This is a genomic window from Rhodoferax aquaticus (assembly GCF_006974105.1).
Classification (GTDB): domain Bacteria; phylum Pseudomonadota; class Gammaproteobacteria; order Burkholderiales; family Burkholderiaceae_C; genus Allorhodoferax; species Allorhodoferax aquaticus_A.
The window spans coordinates 586,266-605,854 of the sequence record NZ_CP036282.1; the positions used below are offsets into that span (position 1 = coordinate 586,266).

A 19,589-nucleotide genomic window follows, 5' to 3' on the forward strand; every position below is an offset into this window, starting at 1 on the left:
GTGCCAAGTAGGAAACTATGAAGCTAAAGCTTCAAATCTTGCCACTTCCAGTTCTACATTGACCAAATTCCGTTTTGGATAGATGCGCTTATATTCCGAGCAATCCTCCGACAGCCTTCACCCCAGTATTTAAACCTCCCAAGACAGCATTACCAACAGTATTCGCTGCATTTTTAGCACCTTGGGCAGCGGTACCGAGCGCCATTTCGACATCGTTCTTAAAGAATCCAGGAACATCGCTGCCCAAAAATCCCTTGGCAGAAAGGTATGCGGCGTTCACCTTGACCGTATCGATTTCGACGTCTACGTCAAACTTTAGGCCCAACAGCAAGGCAGCATCACCAGAGAGTCCAAATCCAACGACACCATCTTTGAATGTTGCGTGGCCTTCACCCCCAACTCCGACTTGGGTTCCTACGGAAACACCGCCAGCAACGCCGCCCGCGATGACAGTCAGGTCCCCTGAAGCAGAGCCGTTGGCATCGGCCCCAGCGCCGGCGCGCAGAATGACCTCACCCGATGCCGACGCACCTTCATTGGTGGCTGAAAGGCTTGCCGTGCCACCCGCTTCAGCGCCTACCCACACTCCACCGCCGGCACCCGTAACAAAGGAACCATAGCTAACGAGGGCAGCAGCTTCCACCTCCAATGCAGCCTTGATCCGCATCGCTTGGGTAAAGGCTGCGCCGTTTGGCCCAAATGAAAACTCACCGCTGACGAATACCTCTGCAATTGTTCTGGCCTCTGCCACACTGTATAGACTCAAATCGCCCAGCTTGACAGTGCCGTCAGCCTGAACTTCAGCCTGAAAGTTGACACCTCGTGCGCCGGTAATTTTGATGGAATTGCCGTTGATTTGAATTGAACCCTCTGCAAATGCATTGGCGTCAACTGTTGCGCCCGCGCTGCTTTTAAAGGTGATGCCTCCCAGAGTCGCACCGGCTGACGTGTCGGTGCCAACGCCCCACGTAATATCGGTTTCAGTCGACTCATCGACCGCCGTGAGTTGGGCAGGAGTCAGTGCGGCAGCAAGGTGAGAGGTTTTGAGCAAGACCGCTTGGGCCGACCCTAGAGCATCGATTTGCGATAGGCTCAGTGCCTTCACTGCGGCCGGGCTCAAAGCAGTTATTTCATCCCCAAGGGTCCTGAGCTGCGCACCCGACAAGCTGCCAACTTGGGCTGGACTCAGCGCAGTTACCTGCTTTGCGTCCAGGCTACCGATGGCATCGTAGCGCAAGCAACTGATTTTGGTACCTAAGGCAGTTACTTGCTCTGGGGAGAGTGCATCGACTTGATTTGCATTGAGTGCCCCCAACGCTGATGGTGTCAAACCGCCGATGAAGTTACCCAGTTTGGCAATGTCACCCATGCTCATGGTCCTAACGTCCGCTGCCGAGTAGCTCCCCATGATTGCGACAGAGCTTAGGAAAGCAGCCTTGCTGCCCAGTGCCTGTACTTGCTGCGCTGTCATTGCCGCGATCTGCTCGCCGCTAAGGCTGGTCACCGCAGCCGCATTGAGGTCCTGAATGTGCTTGCCCATCGCCGTGATTTGCGCTGGTTTGAAGAGGTCCACCTGGCCGGGGCTCAGGTGCGACACAACCTCGGCAGTGATGGCCTGCATTTGTGTCGCATTCAACAGTCCAACGGCTTGCGGCGTGATGGCTGAAAACTGGGCGAAATCCAGACTCGCAATAGCGCTAGCCGAGAGATGCGCCACCTTGCTGTCCAAGGCCGCAATCTGGTTGACCGTTAGAAAATCAACCTGCGCATCGCCCAAACCACCCAAACCTTGGGCAGAAAGGTTTGCAATGCGCACACCAAGTTCCCGACATTGCTGACGCGTTAGCCCTTTTATCTGTTCGCCGTCCAAGCTGCCCAAGGCTTCTGGCGCCAGTGAGACGATGCGTGCCCCCAATTGATTCAACTGATTTGCAGCCAACCCATCCACCTGCTGTCCATCCAGACTTGCAAGGGCAGCATCACTCAGATTCTTGATGAGAACGGGACCCAGCGCGGCGAGCTGGGCGGCACTGAGGCCAACGGCCTGCAAGCCATCCAAGCTTGCCAATGCTGTCGGTGCCAGAAACCCAATATTGGCGCCCAGGGCTTTCACCTGTGCGGCGCTCAGGGCGTCTATATCCGTTGCACTCAGGTTAGCAAGTGCTCCAGGTGAGAGGCTGGCAATCTTGACACCCAGCGCGGTGATTTGCACTGCGCTCATGGCGTCCACCTGTATGGCATCCAAGCTGGAAAGCGCTGCGCCTGTCAGATCAGCAATTTTGCTCCCCAGAGCAGTTACTTGCGAGGGTGTCAGCCCATCCACTTGCTTGGCGTCTAGGCTGGCGAGCGCAGCCGGTGCGAGGTTGGCGATTTTGCCGCCTAAAGCCGCAACTTGAGCGGCGCTCAAGAAATCGACTTGGTTAGCGTCCAGGCTGGCCAAGGCTGATGGTGCAAGGCCGACGATGTTGTTACCTTGTGTGGTGACCTGCAGGGCACTCAACCCAGCGATTTCAGGTACCCCAATCACGCCAACTTGGCCAGCGCCCAGTACGTTCGGCCTAGTCGCAACTAACTCGGCAAGAACCGCTGAGTCCAGATGGGCAATGTTGTCGCTGAGTGCCAAGACTTGCGCGGCACTCATCCAGCTCACCTGTGAACCGTTTAAACTGGTCAGTGCACTAGGCACTAAGTTAACAATTTTGTTACCGAGCGCAGCAAGCTGCGAGCCCGTGAGCCCGTCGACTTGCGTGGCATCAAGACTCGCCAGCGCGGCCGGCACAATGCTCGCGATGTTTGCGCCCAGTGCGCCAACCTGTGTGGCACTCAACCCCTTGACCTGCTCGGCGTCCAAAGTGGCAAGTGCTGCCGGCGCCATCCATTGAATCTTAGTTCCCAGCGATGAAATCTGTCCAGCGCTCAAAGCATCAACCTGTGACGGACTCATTGACTGGACCTGAGGCACCGTCAGACCAATGAACCGGCTAGCATCGAGACTTGCAAGCACCGCAGGCGCAAGGTTGACAATGCTGCTGCCGAATGCTGTTATCTGCTCCGCGCTCAGCGACTTTACCTGTGTAACGTCCAAGCTGGCAATGGCATCCGGTGCCAGCATTCCAACTTTATTGCCAAGTGCTGTGATCTGCGCGGCACTCAGACAGGCCACTTGCCCTGCATCCAGGCTGGTAAGTGCAGTACCGCTCAGAGCGGCAATTTTATTGTCGAGGGCCACAATTTGCGCAGCGTTCAGCCCATCGACCTGAGTGCCATCCAATTTGGCAAGTGCCCCTGGTGTGAGGTTGGCAATGTTGGTTCCCAGAGCTGTGACCTGCGCAGCGCCCAAAAGAACGACCTGATTGGCATCAGGGACGCCATCGTAAATCCCGATGCCTGCAGATTGAATTGATCTTTTTTGCGCATCGCTCACTGCATTTCGTGCAACCAAACCGGCAAGTACTGTCGGATCCAGGTCAACAATTCGACTGCCCAGCGCCCGTAGTTGCGGAATAATCAATTCGCCAACTTGCTTTGCGTCCAGACTGGCAAGTGCCACTGGCGCCAGGTTGACAATCTTTTCGTTCATATATGTCAACTGAATGGGGCTCAGCTCATTCACCTGTTCACCATCCAAGGTAGCTAGCGCCGCCGGAGAGAGCAATCTAAAGTTATTTCCCATCCCCGCGATTTGCTTAGCACTCAAGGCATCGACCTGATGGACAGTCAGTGCCGCCACCTGCTGCCCATTGAGCATGTCAAACCATGATGCATCAAGCCCGGCGAGTGCAACCGGGTCCAGCGAAGCCACGTTGTTGCCCAACATATTCACTTGCCGATGCCCCAGCGACCCAATTTGGGTAGCGCTGAGGCCAGCAAATACTGCTGGTGCTAGGTCGAATAGTTTTATGTCCAGCGCTTTAATCTGTGCAACGCTAAGGGCATTGACTTGTTTGGCATCTAACGTAGCGAGGGCTTCCGCGGCCATTCCACCGATCGCATTCCCTAGCAACGAAACCTGCGCAGGGCTCAGTTTGTCGACTTGCTCAGGGCTCAGAACATAGATCTGTGTAGGCGCCAATGCGCTGAATTGTGTTGCATTCAGACCGCTAAGTGCACTAGGCGAGAGGTTGACAATATTGTCGCCCAACGCCTTGATCTGCCCCAATGTGAGTCCCGCGGCCTGGGTGGAGTCCAGACTTCCCAAAGCTTCTCGCGTGAATTCGAGGAAGAGCCCAGTACTAAAAAGCTTAATCTGATCGGCAGTCAATCCGTCGACCTGTGCGGCATCTAAGCTGGCAATTGCTTTCGGCGAAAGCAGGGCAATTTTTGACCCCAGAGCCGTAACTTGTTGTGCGCTCAATTCATCAAGTTGATTAGGAGTTAGAAATCGAACTGCCAGATCAGGCAATTCCTTTATGTCTCCGCCTAGCACCGAGATCTGGGCAGCGGTCAGACCGGCGACCTGACCGCCATCGATACCACTCAAGGCTGAAGCGCTCAGCACGCCAATTCGATCGCCCAAGGCCGTTAATTGCGCCGGTTTGAGATACATCTGATGGGCGCCAATGCTGGCCAGCAAGGCTGGTGGCCAATCCACTGCATTTTGGGCAACGGCACTGCCCGACATGCCACGCACCATTAATGTCGCCGGATCCTGAAGTGCTCCGATTTTGGTGCCAAGGCTCTCCACTTGCGCCAGGGTCAGGGCCCGAGTCTGCGCTTCATTAAAGCTGCCCAGTGCGCCAGGCTGCAGCGCAGCGACATTGGTTCCTAACGCAATGACTTGGGCTGGGCTCAATCCATCAACCTGGTTTGCGTCCAGGCTGGCCAGTGCCGCCGGGTTGAGGCTGGCGATGTTATTGCCCAACGCAGTCACTTGGGCTGGGCTCAATGCATCAACCCGGTTTGCGTCCAGGCTGGCCAATGCCGCCGGGGTGAGGCTGGCGATGTTGTTGCCCAAGGCAGTCACTTGGGCTGCTGTCAGGCCATCAATTTGTGTTCCAACCAAGCTGCCAAGTACGTTTGGATTGAGTTCTGCAAACTTGGCGCCCAACGCAGTCACCTGGGCGGCAGTTAAACCGGCAACTTGTCTGGCGTCTAGGCTGACAAGTGCCGCCGGTGCCAACGCATTGATTTTTTCACCCAGAAAGGTTACTTGGGTTGCACTCAATTTATCGAGTTGGGTTGCATCCAGACTGGCAAGCGCTTCTGGGGTCAGGGCTTGGATTTTTGCGCCTAGATCATAAACTTGATAGGCCCTCAGGCCGTCCACTTGGCTTGCGTCCAGACTAGCAAGTGCATCTGGGGTCAGCTCCCTGATGGCATGACCTAGCAAAGAGATCTGCGCAACCGTCAGTCCATTGACTTGGGCTGCGTCAAGGCTTGCAACCGCTGCGGGTCTCAGATACTGAATATTTTGGCCAAGCGCCGCTACCTGCGCCTCACTGAGGTTATCGATTTGTTGGGCGCTCAGTGCACTGACTTGCTTGGCGTCCAGACTGAAAATTGCTTCGGGTGTCAGCGCTTTAACTCTTTCACCAAGTGCCAAGACCTGACTGGCGCTTAGGCCGTCCACTTGTTTGGCATCCAGACTGCCCACCGCGGCTGCGCTGAGCATCCCCACTTTGTCGCCCAATGCTGTGATTTGCTTGGCCGTCAAGCCATCAACTTGCAGATGATCTAGGCTAGCAATGGCAGAGGGGGCTAAGAATCTGATGTTCGCACCCAGGCTGGCTACTTGCACACCCGTCAACCCATCGACTTGGGCGGCATCCAGACTCGCAACGGCATCCGGTACCAAGAATTTCACCTTTTCGCCGAGCGCAGTGATTTGGGTAGCACCAAGGGCGTCAACCTGTTTGGCATCCAAGCTGCCCACAGTGGCAGCGCTGAGCGCCCCCACTTTGTCGCCCAAAGCTGCCAACTGCTCAGGCTTGAAGGCATCGATCTGAGCGGCGCTGATACTGGCAACCCAAGCTGGCGGCCAATTGGCGGCACGTCTCGCAACATCGTCGCCCTTCATTTTGCTGACCTCGAGGGTTCCCCAGTCTTGGAGTGCACCAATATTGGTGCCTAGGCTTACCACCTGAGGCAGCGTGAGCGCCCGGACCTGCTCATCGTTGAAGCTGCCTAGCGCCTCCGGTGTCAGGACTGAAACATTGGTACCCAGCGCTGTAACTTGCTTGGCACTCAAGCCATCGACTTGCTTAGCGTCCAAACTGGCTATGGCTTCTGGTGCCAAATACTTGATGTTTTCTCGTAAGGAACCAATCTGAGAACGGGCTAATCCATCAACCTGAGTAGCGTCGAAACTTGCAAGAGCCGCAGGTGCCAGTTCTTGGACTAAAGGGCCAAGAGCACTGACTTGGGCTGCAGTAAGACCGTCGATCTGGGGTGCGTCAAGGCTTGCAATAGCAGCTGGGGCCAAAGCCGCGATATTCGCGCCCAAAGCAGTGATTTGGGCTGCCGTTAGACCGTCTACTTGAGACGCGTCCAAGCTTCGGACAGCACTGCGCGTTAGCGCCCCAATGTCGCTGCCCAATGCTGTGACCTGGGCGGCCGTCAGACCGTCGATTTGCCGAGCATCTAGGCTGCCCACAGCAGAAGCGCTGAGCGCACCCACACGGTCGCCTAGTGCGGCTAACTGCGCCGGTGTAAAGCTGTCAATTTGGCTTGCGCTGATATTGGCCACCATGGCAGGCGACCAATTCGCCGCACTATTGGCCGCGTCACTGCCCGACATGCCGCGCACCCGGAGTGATGCCGGATCTTGCAGGGCTGTAATGTTGCTACCAAGGGCTTCCACTTGCGCCAGCGTTAGAGCGCTTGCCTGCGCTTCGTTGAAACTACCCAGTGCGGCCGGTGTCAGCGCAGCAACATGGACATCCAATGCGGTGATTTGCTTGGCGCTCAAACCATCGATTTGCACTGCGTCTAGACTGCCTAACGCTTGCGGAACCAAGTTGGCAATGTTATTGCCCAACAGGGATATCTGGGTGGCAGTGAGCCCATCCACCTGCCTTGCATCTAGGCTGCGCAGCGCTTCGGGTGCGAGGTGCACAATATTGCCGCCCAAGAGCGTTATCTGATGGGCAGTGAGTCCATTAGCCTGGTAGGCATCTATGCTTCCCAAAGCCTCTGGGGCCAGTGCCGCAATGCCGTCGCCTAAGGCAGTGATTTGTCTGTCAATGAGTTTGTCTAACTGGGTGGCACTAATGCTGTGAATAGCTTCATCGCGCAGTAAGGACACTGCATCGCCCAAGCCTTTCAACTTATCGCCACTGAACTTATCCATTCCCGAGGCCGTCAAATCCTTCGCTATTTCCTCTGCCATTGCATTGGCTGCAGCCACTTCGGCAGGGTTGTCCGATTCATTTTTTTTGCCTCCCAGGCCGCCAACCACTTGGTCCAACGTTTCTAAAGACAACTCAGCGGGAGCGGCATTCTTTGCTGATTCTTGAAATTTAACCTTCTTTAACATGCGTATCCTTGCTGCAGTGGGTTCAGTTTGGGTGATGTGGAATGGACCGAAATCAATACTAAAGTGGGAGCGATTCGCTGAATCGAGCCGCCAAACGCCAGGGTTCGCGGGTGGATTTGAATCTGTTGACGCATATCACCCGGCACCAGAACTTTGGGGCGAGCGCACGTGAACTTCCCCGGTATGGTCTGTACAGACGGGCCTTTTCAGCGCGAGAAATTCTAGGGGGGGAGGGACTACTCGCACCATCACCCAAACGGGTGATTTTTTTGAAAATTGGGTAACCAATTTCCGGCGGGGCCGGTTTGCATAAGCCTGTTCTTTACAGCAGTTAGGCTGAGCACCCAATCGATCAACTCCTAAGCGGTCGTTGCCTGGCGGTCGCAATTTGTGCAACTTTGCACGACACGGATCCAAAGTTAATGGCTGTTACCGCGGCAAACCTGACTTCTGTCATTGGCTGAAAGCGGGCAGATTCCACGCGCTGAAGTGACGCCCAAGATGCATAGATGGCGCCCTTCTCGAAAGTTAGCTTGCTATCAACGTCGGTTTCGCCAAGTGTGGTGGATTAGTTTCAATTGCTTTGGACATGCGTGTATCCATACGATTGGTTTCCAGCCGAAGTTCTATGGCCCGCTGCGCCGATAAACCCTTGATGGATACACTCAACGCGCCGTGCGCGTCAGCCATTGCGCTCGCAGTTTCTCCTTACAACTAGCGTCACCCCCCCATGCAAATCCAAGCCACCGAAGTTGACCTGTCCACCCCCACCGGGCCTATGCGGTGCTATGTCTATCGCCCTAAGTCAGACGTTGGCACGGCACCCAAGCAGTACCCGGCGTTGATCTTGTACTCTGAGATTTTTCAGCAAACGGGGCCTATCCGTCGCAGTGCGCAAATCATGGCGGGGCATGGCTTTATTGTGCTGGTGCCAGAGGTGTTTCATGAGCTCAACCCAGCAGGCACGGTGTTGGCGTATGACGATGCGGGGCGCGACAAGGGCAATGCCGACAAAGTGGCAAAGACCTTGGAGGCCCATGACAGCGACACCCAAGCCATGGTGGACTATGTGCGCAGCTTGCCAGACTACGCTGGCAAGCTCGGGGCCATGGGCTTTTGCTTAGGGGGCGGTTTGGCTTATCGCGCGGCGCTGCACCCGGCGGTGCTGGCCACGTCTTGCTTTTACGCCACGGACATCCATTCCGGCATGGTGCCCTCACAGGCAGGCAACTCGAGCTTGGAGCGCACCGGTGAGATACGGGGTGAATTGCAAATGGTGTGGGGCAAGCAAGACCCCCATATTCCGCCAGAAGGCCGTGCGCTGGTGTACCAGCGTTTGAGCGCCCACAAGGTGAACTTTACATGGCACGAGTTCAATGGTGTGCACGCCTTTATGCGTGACGAGGGCGAGCGCTACGACCCTGAGCTGCAGCTCTTGGGCTACCAACTGGCCATTGGTTTGTTCAAGCGCGTTTTGGGCTAAGCCGGTTGTTGCTTACGCGCCCAGCCCACGGCGCACCCGCACCACGATGCGGTTGAGTCCCACGGGCGTAAGGCCCAGGTGGCGCGCCAGGTCTTTTTGTGGAATGCGCTGCTCTAGCTCCGGGTGGGCGTCTCTGAATGCGATGTAGCGCGGCTCGGGGCTCAGAGTGAGGAGTTCACGCTCGCGCTGCTCTTTGCGTGCGGCAAACACCATGGTCAGGGCGTGCAGAGCGCGTGACCAAGGCAAGTGGGTAGAGGCCAGTTCGTAGAGCAAGCGGTAGTCCACTTGCTCCACCGTGCAAGGCTCCAGCGCGATCACCATAAAGCTGGTGCGCCCACGTGGTTCTAGCGCTGCAATGCTGGCAAAAAAGCGACCCTCTTGGGCGAAAGACTTGATCCATTCGTCACCCTCTTCACCAAGGTAGCTGAGCTTGAGTAAACCACTGCGCACGCCATACACATAGGGGTGCGCGACATCTTGCAAAAACACGGTGCCGCCGGTTTCAAAGTGACGTATTTGCATGGCGCTTTGTACGCGCTCCCACTGTGGCAGCGGGCCGCCAGCGGCGGTTTCTAGCAGGGTTTTGAGGACTTGGTCTGCCGTGGGTGGGCGATTAACTTGGGTTAATGACGGCATGGTGGGGCGGCTCTACAGTGCGCTTCATGAACACCAAACCATTACAGCACAGCGCGCTACAAGACGCTAAACCCCAGTCGGCTTTGCCGCGCACATTGGTCACCGGTGCCACTGCCGGCATTGGGCAGGCCTTGGCTTTGCAGTTGGCGCAGGCGGGTGTGCCCGTACTCGCGCTAGGCCGCAACGCGCAGCGCCTGCAGGCCCTGCAAGACAGCCATGCCTTGATCGCCACCGTGGTGTGTGATCTGGCGGACGTGGCCTCGCTGCCTGCGCAGGCAGCGCAGTGGGTGACTCGCTACCCCGACCTTGCGTGCGTGATCCACAACGCAGGCGTGCAAGACAACGTGCGCATGGACGACGCAGGCTACGACGCTGACCAGTTGCGCACCGAGGTGGACATCAACCTCGTCGCACCCATGGTGCTTACTCAGGCTTTGCTGCCGCATTTGCAAAGCAAACAGCAGGCGTGGGTGGTCAACATCACGTCGGGCTTGGGCTTTGTGCCCAAGCGCACTTCGGCGGTGTACAGCGCCACCAAAGCAGGCCTGCATTTGTTCAGCGAAGGCCTGCGCGTGCAGTTGCAGGGGAGCTCGGTGCGTGTGGTCGAGGCGGTGATGCCTTTGGTGGACACCGCCATGACCCAAGGCCGTGGCACCGGAAAAATATCCCCCGCCCAAGCCGCCAGCGAAGTGATTGCCGGCCTGCACAAAGGCCACGCGACCGTGTGGGTTGGCAAAGCCCGCGCCGTGCCACTGCTGCAGCGCTTCGCGCCCCGTGTGCTCGCTCGCATCATGCAGCGTGGCTGAACCCATTTTTTTAAAGGAGAAAACGAAGGTGAAGTCTGTCTATCTATCTGCATTGGCTTTGGCCGTTGCGCAACTATGCGTTGGCCCTGTCATAGCGCAAACTACCACACAGCCTGGACAAATGGCCCAGTCGGCCTCCACTAGGTCCCATGAGCTGGTGCCTGATGTGAAAACCAACCTAGTGACCTTTGCGCTGCCAGCGCCTGCGCAAGCGCTGCAAGGCATTGGGCGTCTGCAAATCCCTACCGATTTGTCCACTCCAGAGGCCACCGAGAAGGCGATGCGTAGCAAGGTGCCTGCGGTGGTCATCGTGCATGGAACGGGCGGCATGGACGCCAAAGGCCCCATGTATGCGCAGGCCCTGAACGCTGCTGGTATTGCCACCTTGGAAATAGACCTGTGGTCACCGCGCGGCTTGGCGGGTGGCTGGGATGGTCGGCCTAAGCATGTGAAAGAAACACTGCCGGATGCGTTTGGGGCGCTGGCGTATTTGGCCAGTTTGCCACGCATTGATGCGCAGCATATTGGCATCATGGGGTTTTCGTGGGGTGGGGTTGTGAGCATGCTCACCGCGGACACCACTTATGCCGGGCAAATGGCGCCGCCCAATCTGCGTTTTGCCGCCCACATGCCTTACTACCCTATATGCTTTGGCTACAACCGTGTACCGGGGTACCCCTTCAAAGACCTCACCGGAGCCCCCATTTATATTTTGACGGGTGCGGATGACAAGTACGACAACGATGCCACCATGTGCGACAAGCAAGTAGCGGCCTTGCCTACTGCTATGCGCGCGCAAGTGCGCGTGAAGGTGTATTCCCATGCAGAGCACGGCTTCAATAATCTGGACCAAGCCCGTAGCTATATGGACCCGTTCCACTACCAAGGTCGCGGCGGTTTGGGTGGCTCCGCACCGAACGTGGAGGCGCGTGAAGACTCGATTACGCAAACCGTACAGTTTTTCAACCAAACCTTAAAGTAAGCCCAAGGACACTCACCATGAACTACGTATTTTTTATTTTGCTGCGCGCTACACCCGCTTGGTTGGCACTGTCACGGGAGCAGCGCAGGGCGCTGGCAGACCAGCACTTGGGCCCTATCTTGCAAGCGCACGCAGGGCAACTCACTATGCGCTACTTTGACGCCGAGGCATTCACAGCCCAATGCAGCGACGTGATGATGACGCAAACCCAAGACCCCAAGCACCACTACTTTTTCATGGAGCAATTGCGCGACTCACCACTGATCCATGCGCCTTACTTTGAGGTGGTGCAGATCATCCCTACCGTGGAAGACGGCTACAAGGCGTACGAGGCGCAATCCGGGCAGGCCAGTCTGGCCGTTGCGCAAGCCTAGGGCTGCGTCGCAAGCAGCACGTCTGCAGCGGCCTGCGCCGCAACCTTGCCTTCATCGGTGGGCACCACCCACACCTCCACGGCACTGCGGGGGGCATGGATGCTGCGCACGGCGTCGCCTGCGGCCTGTGCGTTGGCGGCATCGTCCATGGCAACACCCAGATAGCCCAATTGCTGACACACATGGGTGCGCAGCAGGGCGTCGTGCTCGCCAATGCCACCGGTAAAGGCCAGCACGCCCATGCCTTGCACACAAGCGGCCATAGCGCCAATCTCGCGCACCACGCGGTGCTCAAACAGCGCGATGGCCCTCTGCGCTTGCGGGCTGGGGTCCGCACGCAAGCGGCGCATGTCGGCGGACACGCCCGACACGCCGAGCAAGCCAGACTGGCGGTACAGCAAGTCTTCCAGCCGTTGCGCGGTCCAGCCCGCACCCAGCAAATGCAGCAAGACGCCGGGGTCTAGGGCACCGCTGCGCGTGCCCATCATCAGGCCTTCTACCGCAGAAAACCCCATGGTGGTGGCTTGGCTGCGGCCCTCGCGCGTGGCACACAGGCTGGCGCCGTTGCCTAGGTGGGCCATGACCACCGGGCCGTGGGCGCGGTCGGACACGGTTTGCAAAACCCCGTGCACGTATTGGTAGGACAGGCCATGGAATCCATAGCGGCGTATGCCTTGGGCATACAAGGCCTCGGGCAGCGCAAACCGCGTCTCCACCTCAGGCAGTGTGGTGTGAAAGGCGGTGTCAAAACAGGCCACTTGGGGCACACCGGGGTAGCTGCGCTGGCACAGCGCAATGCCCATGAGGTTGTGGGGCTGGTGCAGCGGTGCCAAGGGCGACAGGGCGTGCAGGCCGTGCAGGGCTTCGTCGTTCACCACAATGGCTTGGTGGTAGGCCGTGCCGCCATGCACCACGCGGTGTGCAATAGCGTGCAGCTGGGGGGCCAAGCCGAGCTCGCGTAGCAAGGCTTGCAAGCGTTGCAGCGCAGCTTCAAACCGGTCTGCCCCGCCTTGCAAGGGCTCCGAGCCCTCACGTGTTGCACCCGTTAAACCGTCTTGCATGCGCCATTGCACGCTGGCTTGCCCTTGCGGCTCTAGCCCAGAAAAGCTGCCGGTCAAGGTAGCGGCTTGTACCTGGCCCAGATGCACGGGGTAGAGCGCAAACTTGAGCGTGGACGAGCCGGTGTTGACCGCCAATACGGTCATGGTGGCACCAAGCGGTTGTGGTGGGCGGTCACTTTGGCCAGCAACGCCGACGCAATGCGTGCAGATTCGCCATCGGCGCGGCTGGTTAATGCGATAGGTACGCGCGCGCCCATGACCAAGCCCGACATCATGGCGCCGCCAAGGTATTCCAGCTGCTTGCCCAGCATGTTGCCGGACTCCAGGTCGGGCACTACCAAGATGTCGGCATCCCCCGCCACGGGCGAGCTGATGTGCTTGATGCGCGCTGACTCGGCCGAGATCGCACTGTCAAATGCCAAGGGGCCATCCAAGATGCCGCCTTCAATTTGCCCGCGCTGCGCCATCATGCACAGGGCCGCAGCATCGATGGTGGACGGGATGTTGGGGTTGACCATTTCCACCGCTGACAGCACGGCCACCTTGGGCTGGGCCACGCCCATGATGCGAGCCAGCGCAATCGCGTTGTGCACGATGTCGGCCTTTTCATGCAGCTTGGGCCGGATGTTGAGCGCAGCGTCGGTGAGGTACAGCGGCTTGTAGTAGCTGGGCACATCAAAGCGAAACACATGCGACATGCGCCGCCCTGTGCGCAAGGCGGCGTTGGTCACTACCGCCGCCATCAATTCGTCGGTGTGCAGGCTGCCCTTCATGATGCTTTCTACCTGTTTGGCAGCAGCCATGTCTGCGGCCCGCGCGGCGGCTGCGTGGCTGTGGGCCACCGGTTCTATTGCCACACCGCTGAAGTCCAAGCCCAGCTCTTCGGCCAGCTCGCGCATGCGGCGTTCAGGCCCTATGAGCACGGGTTCTATCAGACCGTGCTGTGCCGCTGCCAGTGCGCCGCCCAATGAGGCCGCGTCGCAGGGGTGCACCACGGCGCAGCGCACGGCGGTGAGGTCGCGCCCGTGTGCCAAGAGCGCGGCCAGGCGCGCCTCGGGGTCAAACAGCTGAATGGTGGGCGCATGCACGGCAGGGCGTCGCACCTTGATGGTGGGCGCCATCACGCGGGCCAGGCCATGCAGCACCCGATCCCCACGCTGGTTTTGCACTTGGCAGTCCAACTCCAAGCGCTTTTTCTCGTCGTCTTTGCTGCTCACACTCACCCGCACGGTGAGCGTGTCGCCAATGCGCACGGGCTTGCTGAAGTGCAGCACTTGCTCCAAGTAAATGGTGCCGGGGCCCGGAAACACGGTGCCGAGCAGCGCCGAGATCAAGGCGCCCCCCCACATGCCGTGCGCAATCACGCCATGGAAGAGGCTGGCGTCTGCGTATTCGGGGTCCAAGTGCGCGGGGTTGGTGTCCCCTGACACCGCGGCAAAGGCGCGGATATCGTCCAAGGTGAGCGTGCGCACCAGCTGGGCGCTTTGGCCTAGCCGGATCTCGTCGTAGGTGGCGTTCTCTACCATGTCGGAGGGCTGTACGAGGTGCATTGGGTGGGCCTGGGTTTAGGCGACCGCATGGCAGCCTGCATCGACAAAAATGGTTTGCCCGGTCATGCCGGATGCGCCTGCACTGCACAAGAAAGCGGTGAGCGCGCCAATCTCTTCCAGCGTGACCAAGCGCTGCAAGGGGGACTTGGCTTGGGCTTGCTCCATCAAGCTGTCAAACTCTGCAATGCCTGACGCAGCCCGCGTGGGGATGGGGCCTGGCGATACCGCGTGCACGCGGATGCCCTTGGGCCCCAGCTCCACCGCCAAGTAGCGCACCAACGACTCCAGCGCCGCTTTGACGGGTCCCATAAGTCCGTAATGGCCAATGGCCTGGCTGGCCCCTTGGTAGCTCATGGTGATGATGCTGCCACCCGCACGCATGTGGGGCGCGCACAAGCGGGCCAGTTCTGCCAGCGAATGGCATGACACCTGCATGGCCCGCGCAAAGCCTGCGCCCGTGCTGTCCGTCACACTGCCGTGCAGTTCCTCTAGCGGTGCCCATGCAATGGAGTGCACCACAAAGTCCAAGTGGCCGTGGTGCGCCACGGCTTGCTCGACCAGCGTTTGCAAGTCACCGGGCTGCTCCACATTGCAGTTCAGTAGTGGGGCCTGCAAGGCGTCTGCATGTGGTTGCACAAAGCTGCGGGCTTTGTCGTTCAAGCAAGACAACACCAGGTCGGCCCCTTGGGCGCGCGCCTGTTGAGCACATCCATACGCAATGCTGTGGGCGTTGGCGAGGCCCACGACCAGTCCTTTTTTGCCCGCCAAGGGGCCATGGGTTGCGTGTGCGTGGTGTGCGGAGCCATTGACATGGATGCCGTTGAGCGCGGGGCTACCGTCGGGCAGGTGGTGGCTTGGGCCAGGGGCGTCGAGGTTGTACATAGCGTGAGGGTCGTGGAAAGAAGGTGTCAGATGTGCAGCAGTCTGTGGACACCATATGGCATGGCGATGACAGTTCCACCATGCTAGGTGGCTTTGCGCAGGCTATGCGCGCAAACCTTGATGCAGGTCAAGCGGTTGGGCTGGGCGCGTAACCGCGCCAGGCCTGCAGCGCACGCAGCAGGGGGCGTTTCTTGTCTTGGTGCCCGGCCATGCGGCGCAAAATGTCGTCTAGGGCCGTGATGGCGTCGGTGATGAAGGGGCCTTTGTTGAGCATCACACACTCGGCGCGCACGCCCAAGCCAGCGTCTGAAATCTCAGCGCGCGAGGGCATGCCGGTCTTGGCCAAGCCTTCCAGCACTTGCGTGGCCCAAATCACGGGCATGTGCGCGGCCTGTGCACACCACAGAATTTCTTCTTGCACCTCGGCCATGCGTTCAAAGCCGCATTCCACTGCCAAGTCGCCGCGCGCAATCATCACACCGGCTGCGGGCGCTGCCATGGCTGCCAGCATGAGCTCGGGCAGGTTTTCAAAGCCTCGCGCGGTTTCGATTTTCAGCACCACGCCCATGTCAGGGCGCTGGTGTTGCTGCAAGGCGGATAGCAGCGCTTGCACGTCGCTGGGCTCTTGCACAAAGCTCATGCCCACCATGTCGGCCAGCTCCGCCACGGCGTGCAGGTCTTGCAGATCGACGTCCGTCAGGGCAGGGAGGTCGAGCTGGCTGTCGGGCAGGTTGATGCCTTTGTCAGCGTGTAGCTTCTCTCCGCCAGCGCGGGCTTGGGTGATTTCAATGTCCAGGTGGGTGTCGCAGATGGCGCGGATCACGCCGCCTATGCGGCCATCGTCCAGCCACACCCGCTCGCCCACCTGCACTTGCTCAAACACTTGGGGCAAGGTGCAGGCAATGGCCGCAGGCGTGTCGCAGGCATTGCCCAAGTGGTCTATGGTCTCTGCCGGGTAGCCCACACCACTGCGCAGCAGGTGCAGCGTGTCGCCCACTTCCAAGCTCAACACGCCCGGTGCGCCTTGCATGTTTTGCGGGAAGGTGGAAAACACTTTTTTGCCACCCATGCTCTTGGCGCAGAGCATGGTGTCGGGGGTGAGGTACACCGTTTTGTGCGCCTCCACCGTGGCGCTTTGGTCGTCGCGCTCCACGACCAAGAGGCTGCGCTTGGCACCCCGCGCGTCGGTCACTTCAATGCGCATACCCAGGCGCAGTTTGGCCAGCCACGTGGCGTCGACCTGCAAGGCGCTGTGGGTGGCGGATGGGGTGCCTACCGCTACCAAGCGCTGGCGTGCGGGCTCTAGGGTGAAGCCTTGCGCGTCGCGCTGGGGTTTGAGCTTGAGCACCGGGGGCTGTAGCGCCACCTCGCCGGTACGGATCTTGGGGCCCCCCAGGTCCATCAAAATTTTGACGCTGCGCTTGGCCCCTTTGGCGGCGCGCTGCACCTGCTGGGCCATGGTGCGCCAGACCTCAGGGCCATCGTGTGCGCAGTTGATGCGGGCAATGTCCATCCCCGCGTCTACCAAGGCGCGCACATGGCCATGCTCGGTCGCAGCTTCGGTACCTAGCGTCACCATGATGCGCACAGGGCGTTGGTGCGTGGCCTCACCCATGAGCTGGGTGGTGTTGTGCTCCAGCCGCTGGCGGCTGCTGACGCTACCAGCGGGCTCTTCTGCCGAGCGGTCTTGCCACGTTTGCCCCGACAGCACATGCAATAGCCCCAGCACTTTGTCCACACTGGCCAACACATGGGACTCCGCGCGGCCCAGGGACGAGAGGCCCAGCCATGCCAACTTGTCTTGCAGGGGGCGCAGATCCGTGGCGCGCAGGGCCAGGTAGTGCACCAGGTTGCGCGCGCTGTCGCGGTGGCTGGGCGCAACCAGCGCCAGCGCTGGGGCAAAGCGCTGTTCGCTGTCCAGCATGGTGGTGCGCAGGGTCCAAAGCTGGGCCATCAGGGCTTCGCATACCGTGCGGTCCCAGGGGCTAGGCGGCAGTGAGCCGGTGTCGGGACCGGGAAGCGCAGCAACGCGTGTGCTCGGCGCTTGGGCAGCTTTGAGAGATGAGGACTTGGAGGTAGGCATACCCGAGTTCTATGCCGATTACGTGGCACAGGTGTGACAGCGTGGCAAATTGCTAAGGTCTCCCCTGTCCGTTCAGCAGTGTCTTGCACTGCAGCTGACTACAGCACCACCGCTTGGTTGGGCAGTTCGTTGCCCAACTGGCTGTTAGCGGGGAAGTGCTGTGCCAGCTGCTGCGTGATGGCCTGTACGCCGCTGACCACGCCTGACTCGAAGCTTGACTGTTGGAAGGCCTGTTCCATTTGCTGGCAGATATGGGTCCAGGTTGAGGCTGCCACCTGTGCGTTGATGCCACGGTCGGCCACAATTTCTACCGCACGGTCGGCCAGCAACACGTAGATCAGCAAGCCATTGTTGAACTCTGTGTCCCAGACGCGGAGTTCTGAGAACAGGTCCAGCGCACGGTCACGCGGGGACTGTCCCTTGAACAGCGGCGCGCCATCCAGTGCGCCTTCGACCACGAACCGTATCTCCCCACTGTGCTGGGCCTCACTGGCTGCAATGGCGTGCTCGATGGCATGCAAGACGGACTGCGGGAAATGCCGCTTCACCTTAGCCGGAGGGGTCATCAGGTGTTTGACGAAACGTTGGATATCCATGCTTACCACCTTCCTGACGCGCCACCGCCGCCGAAACCACCGCCGCCACCGCTAAAGCCACCTCGCCCGCCACCGAAGCCGCCTGAACCTCCGCGCCCCCCGCCGCCGTAGTAGCCGCCTCCACCGCCTCGCAGTAGGCCGCCTCCGAACAGGGTGAGCAGCATGGCTATGAACCCCGCCACCAGCGCGAGTAAAAGCGTGCCTAGCATCCACCAACCGATGAAAGCCACCACCCCGCCCGTGGCCACTGCGCCCAGCAGTCTGCCAAACAGGGAGCGAAATACACTGCCAATGGCTAGCGCGAAAATGAAGGCCACTGTGGCGTGTTCTGTAAGGTCACCACCAGCACGGGTCTTGGGTGCACTGGGCGCTGGCAAGGGTTCGCCATCCATCACACGAATGATCTGGTCGACACCGGCCTCAATGCCACCAAAATAGTCTTGCTGCTTGAAGCGCGGCACGAGGGTCTCGCTGATGATGCGCTTGGCGGTGGCGTCGTTGAGTGCGCCCTCTAGCCCATAGCCGACTTCAATGCGCACCGCACGGTCCTCTTTGGCGATGACCAAGATGGCCCCGTCATCTATCTTTTTGCGCCCCAGTTTCCAGGCCTCGGCCACCCTCAGGGCGTAGGGCTCAATGGCTTGCGGGGCGGTGCTGGGGACGATGAGCACCGCGAGCTGGCTGCCTTTTCTGGCCTCTAGCGCGGTCAAGGTGTGGCTTAAGGTGGCTAGTTGCTCCGCGCTGAGCGTTGCCGTTTGGTCCACGACAGGACCGGTCAAGGGCGGTACCGCGACCTGGGCTGCCGCTAGGTTCGCGTACACACAGACGGCCACCCCTAAGAGCGCTTTGGCCCCTTGGAGCAGACTCCGCAGCGTGCTCACTTGCCGTCACCCGGTGGGTTGGCGGCGGGCTTGGCGGGTGCCGCGTCAAAATTCACGGCCGGAGGCTTGGAGATTTCTTTCTCGTTGTCCACCGTGAAGTTGGGCTTGGCCGTGTAGCCCATGACCATGGCGGTGAGGTTGGATGGGAATGAGCGAACCGTCACGTTGTACTCTTGGACCGACTTGATGTAGCGGTTGCGCGCCACGGTGATGCGGTTTTCAGTGCCCTCCAGCTGCGCTTGCAAGTCCCGAAATGCTTGGTTGGCTTTGAGCGTGGGGTAGCTTTCGCTGACGACCATCAAGCGCGACAGTGCGCCTGTCAACTGCCCCTGGGCTTGCTGAAACTGTTGGAATGCGGCGGGGTTGTTGATCAGCTCGGGTGTGGCCTGGATGGAGGTGGCCTTGGAGCGCGCCTCAATCACTTGGGTGAGCGTGTCTTGCTCGAACTTGGCCTCTGCCTTGACCACGCTGACCAAATTGGGCACCAAGTCGGCTCGGCGCTGGTACTGGTTGAGCACCTCAGACCAGCTGGCCTTGACCTGCTCGTCGCCGCTTTGAAAGGTGTTGTAACCGCACCCTGACAGGGTCAAAGTCATAGCCAGCGTAAGGGCGAAAAAGAGGGTGCGCATGCGTTTGCTCCGGTTGTCAATGTGCCAATTCTAGGAGTGCGCTGTTACACGTCTGTGGGACGGGCCACCGATGGCCCTCTAGAGCGGCGGGTTGCCGGCTGACCTGGGTTTGGGGTTTGGGCCCAGTCGGTATTTGTCAATCTGACAAAATA

Annotated in this window: 13 protein-coding genes; 4 read left to right on the forward strand and 9 right to left on the reverse strand. The window is 59.5% G+C overall.

The window, feature by feature from the left end; genetic code table 11:
* Positions 1–88: 88 nt before the first annotated feature.
* Positions 89–7,474, reverse strand: a complete 7,386-nt coding sequence (locus EXZ61_RS02775) for a hypothetical protein (protein WP_142808802.1) — start codon at positions 7,472–7,474, stop codon at positions 89–91.
* Positions 7,475–8,204: 730 nt separating this feature from the next.
* Here EXZ61_RS02775 and EXZ61_RS02780 point away from each other — a divergent pair.
* Positions 8,205–8,957, forward strand: a complete 753-nt coding sequence (locus EXZ61_RS02780) for a dienelactone hydrolase family protein (RefSeq protein ID WP_142808804.1) — start codon at positions 8,205–8,207, stop codon at positions 8,955–8,957.
* Between the two features lie 12 nt (positions 8,958–8,969).
* Here the strand turns inward: EXZ61_RS02780 and EXZ61_RS02785 are convergent, their stop codons facing one another.
* Positions 8,970–9,593, reverse strand: coding sequence for a Crp/Fnr family transcriptional regulator (locus EXZ61_RS02785; protein WP_142808806.1), 624 nt, complete (start codon positions 9,591–9,593; stop codon positions 8,970–8,972).
* Positions 9,594–9,619: 26 nt separating this feature from the next.
* Here EXZ61_RS02785 and EXZ61_RS02790 point away from each other — a divergent pair, with 26 nt between their 5' ends.
* The 3 genes from EXZ61_RS02790 to EXZ61_RS02800 are packed head-to-tail and all read left to right on the forward strand — an operon-like array spanning position 9,620 to position 11,755.
* Positions 9,620–10,399, forward strand: a complete 780-nt coding sequence (locus EXZ61_RS02790; protein ID WP_168224682.1) for an SDR family oxidoreductase — start codon at positions 9,620–9,622, stop codon at positions 10,397–10,399.
* A gap of 28 nt (positions 10,400–10,427) precedes the next feature.
* Entirely contained in the window at positions 10,428–11,381 is a 954-nt protein-coding gene (locus tag EXZ61_RS02795; protein WP_142808810.1) for a dienelactone hydrolase family protein, read from the forward strand.
* 17 nt (positions 11,382–11,398) lie between these two features.
* The gene (locus tag EXZ61_RS02800; RefSeq protein WP_142808812.1) at positions 11,399–11,755 is read left to right on the forward strand and encodes a darcynin family protein; all 357 of its coding nucleotides are present in this window, start codon (positions 11,399–11,401) and stop codon (positions 11,753–11,755) included.
* Here EXZ61_RS02800 and EXZ61_RS02805 read toward each other — a convergent pair.
* From EXZ61_RS02805 to EXZ61_RS02835, 7 genes are all read right to left on the reverse strand, one after another.
* Entirely contained in the window at positions 11,752–12,960 is a 1,209-nt protein-coding gene (locus EXZ61_RS02805; protein WP_142808814.1) for an acetate/propionate family kinase, read from the reverse strand. The genes EXZ61_RS02800 and EXZ61_RS02805 overlap by 4 nt on opposite strands.
* Positions 12,957–14,366 (reverse strand): bifunctional enoyl-CoA hydratase/phosphate acetyltransferase, encoded by a 1,410-nt coding sequence (locus EXZ61_RS02810; RefSeq protein WP_142808816.1) that lies wholly within the window; start codon positions 14,364–14,366, stop codon positions 12,957–12,959. The genes EXZ61_RS02805 and EXZ61_RS02810 overlap by 4 nt, the downstream gene beginning before the upstream one ends.
* 15 nt (positions 14,367–14,381) lie before the next feature.
* A complete protein-coding gene (gene fabI, locus EXZ61_RS02815) occupies positions 14,382–15,248 on the reverse strand; it encodes an enoyl-ACP reductase FabI (protein WP_142808819.1) in 867 nt (288 codons plus the stop codon).
* A gap of 127 nt (positions 15,249–15,375) precedes the next feature.
* Positions 15,376–17,331 carry a pyruvate kinase gene (locus tag EXZ61_RS02820; RefSeq protein ID WP_142808820.1) on the reverse strand — a complete coding sequence of 652 codons (1,956 nt, stop codon included), beginning with the start codon at positions 17,329–17,331 and terminating at the stop codon, positions 15,376–15,378.
* Positions 17,332–17,429: 98 nt separating this feature from the next.
* On the reverse strand, positions 17,430–17,927 hold the full coding sequence (locus EXZ61_RS02825; RefSeq protein ID WP_142808822.1) for a TPM domain-containing protein: 498 nt from the start codon (positions 17,925–17,927) through the stop codon (positions 17,430–17,432).
* 2 nt (positions 17,928–17,929) lie between these two features.
* Positions 17,930–18,808 (reverse strand): TPM domain-containing protein, encoded by an 879-nt coding sequence (locus EXZ61_RS02830; RefSeq protein WP_425353604.1) that lies wholly within the window; start codon positions 18,806–18,808, stop codon positions 17,930–17,932.
* Complete coding sequence (locus EXZ61_RS02835; protein ID WP_142808824.1) at positions 18,805–19,437, reverse strand: LemA family protein; 633 nt, start codon at positions 19,435–19,437, stop codon at positions 18,805–18,807. Before EXZ61_RS02835 ends, EXZ61_RS02830 begins: the two co-directional genes overlap by 4 nt.
* Positions 19,438–19,589: the final 152 nt, after the last annotated feature.

Bases quoted from the DNA above. Each gene is read 5' to 3' on its own strand.
- EXZ61_RS02810 (WP_142808816.1), bottom strand. From the start codon at position 14,366: ATGCACCTCGTACAGCCCTCCGACATGGTAGAGAACGCCACCTACGAC.
- EXZ61_RS02775 (WP_142808802.1), bottom strand. From the start codon at position 7,474: ATGTTAAAGAAGGTTAAATTTCAAGAATCAGCAAAGAATGCCGCTCCC.
- EXZ61_RS02800 (WP_142808812.1), top strand. From the start codon at position 11,399: ATGAACTACGTATTTTTTATTTTGCTGCGCGCTACACCCGCTTGGTTG.
- EXZ61_RS02825 (WP_142808822.1), bottom strand. From the start codon at position 17,927: ATGGATATCCAACGTTTCGTCAAACACCTGATGACCCCTCCGGCTAAG.
- EXZ61_RS02780 (WP_142808804.1), top strand. From the start codon at position 8,205: ATGCAAATCCAAGCCACCGAAGTTGACCTGTCCACCCCCACCGGGCCT.
- EXZ61_RS02790 (WP_168224682.1), top strand. From the start codon at position 9,620: ATGAACACCAAACCATTACAGCACAGCGCGCTACAAGACGCTAAACCC.
- EXZ61_RS02820 (WP_142808820.1), bottom strand. From the start codon at position 17,331: ATGCCTACCTCCAAGTCCTCATCTCTCAAAGCTGCCCAAGCGCCGAGC.
- EXZ61_RS02835 (WP_142808824.1), bottom strand. From the start codon at position 19,437: ATGCGCACCCTCTTTTTCGCCCTTACGCTGGCTATGACTTTGACCCTG.
- EXZ61_RS02785 (WP_142808806.1), bottom strand. From the start codon at position 9,593: ATGCCGTCATTAACCCAAGTTAATCGCCCACCCACGGCAGACCAAGTC.
- fabI (WP_142808819.1), bottom strand. From the start codon at position 15,248: ATGTACAACCTCGACGCCCCTGGCCCAAGCCACCACCTGCCCGACGGT.
- EXZ61_RS02805 (WP_142808814.1), bottom strand. From the start codon at position 12,960: ATGACCGTATTGGCGGTCAACACCGGCTCGTCCACGCTCAAGTTTGCG.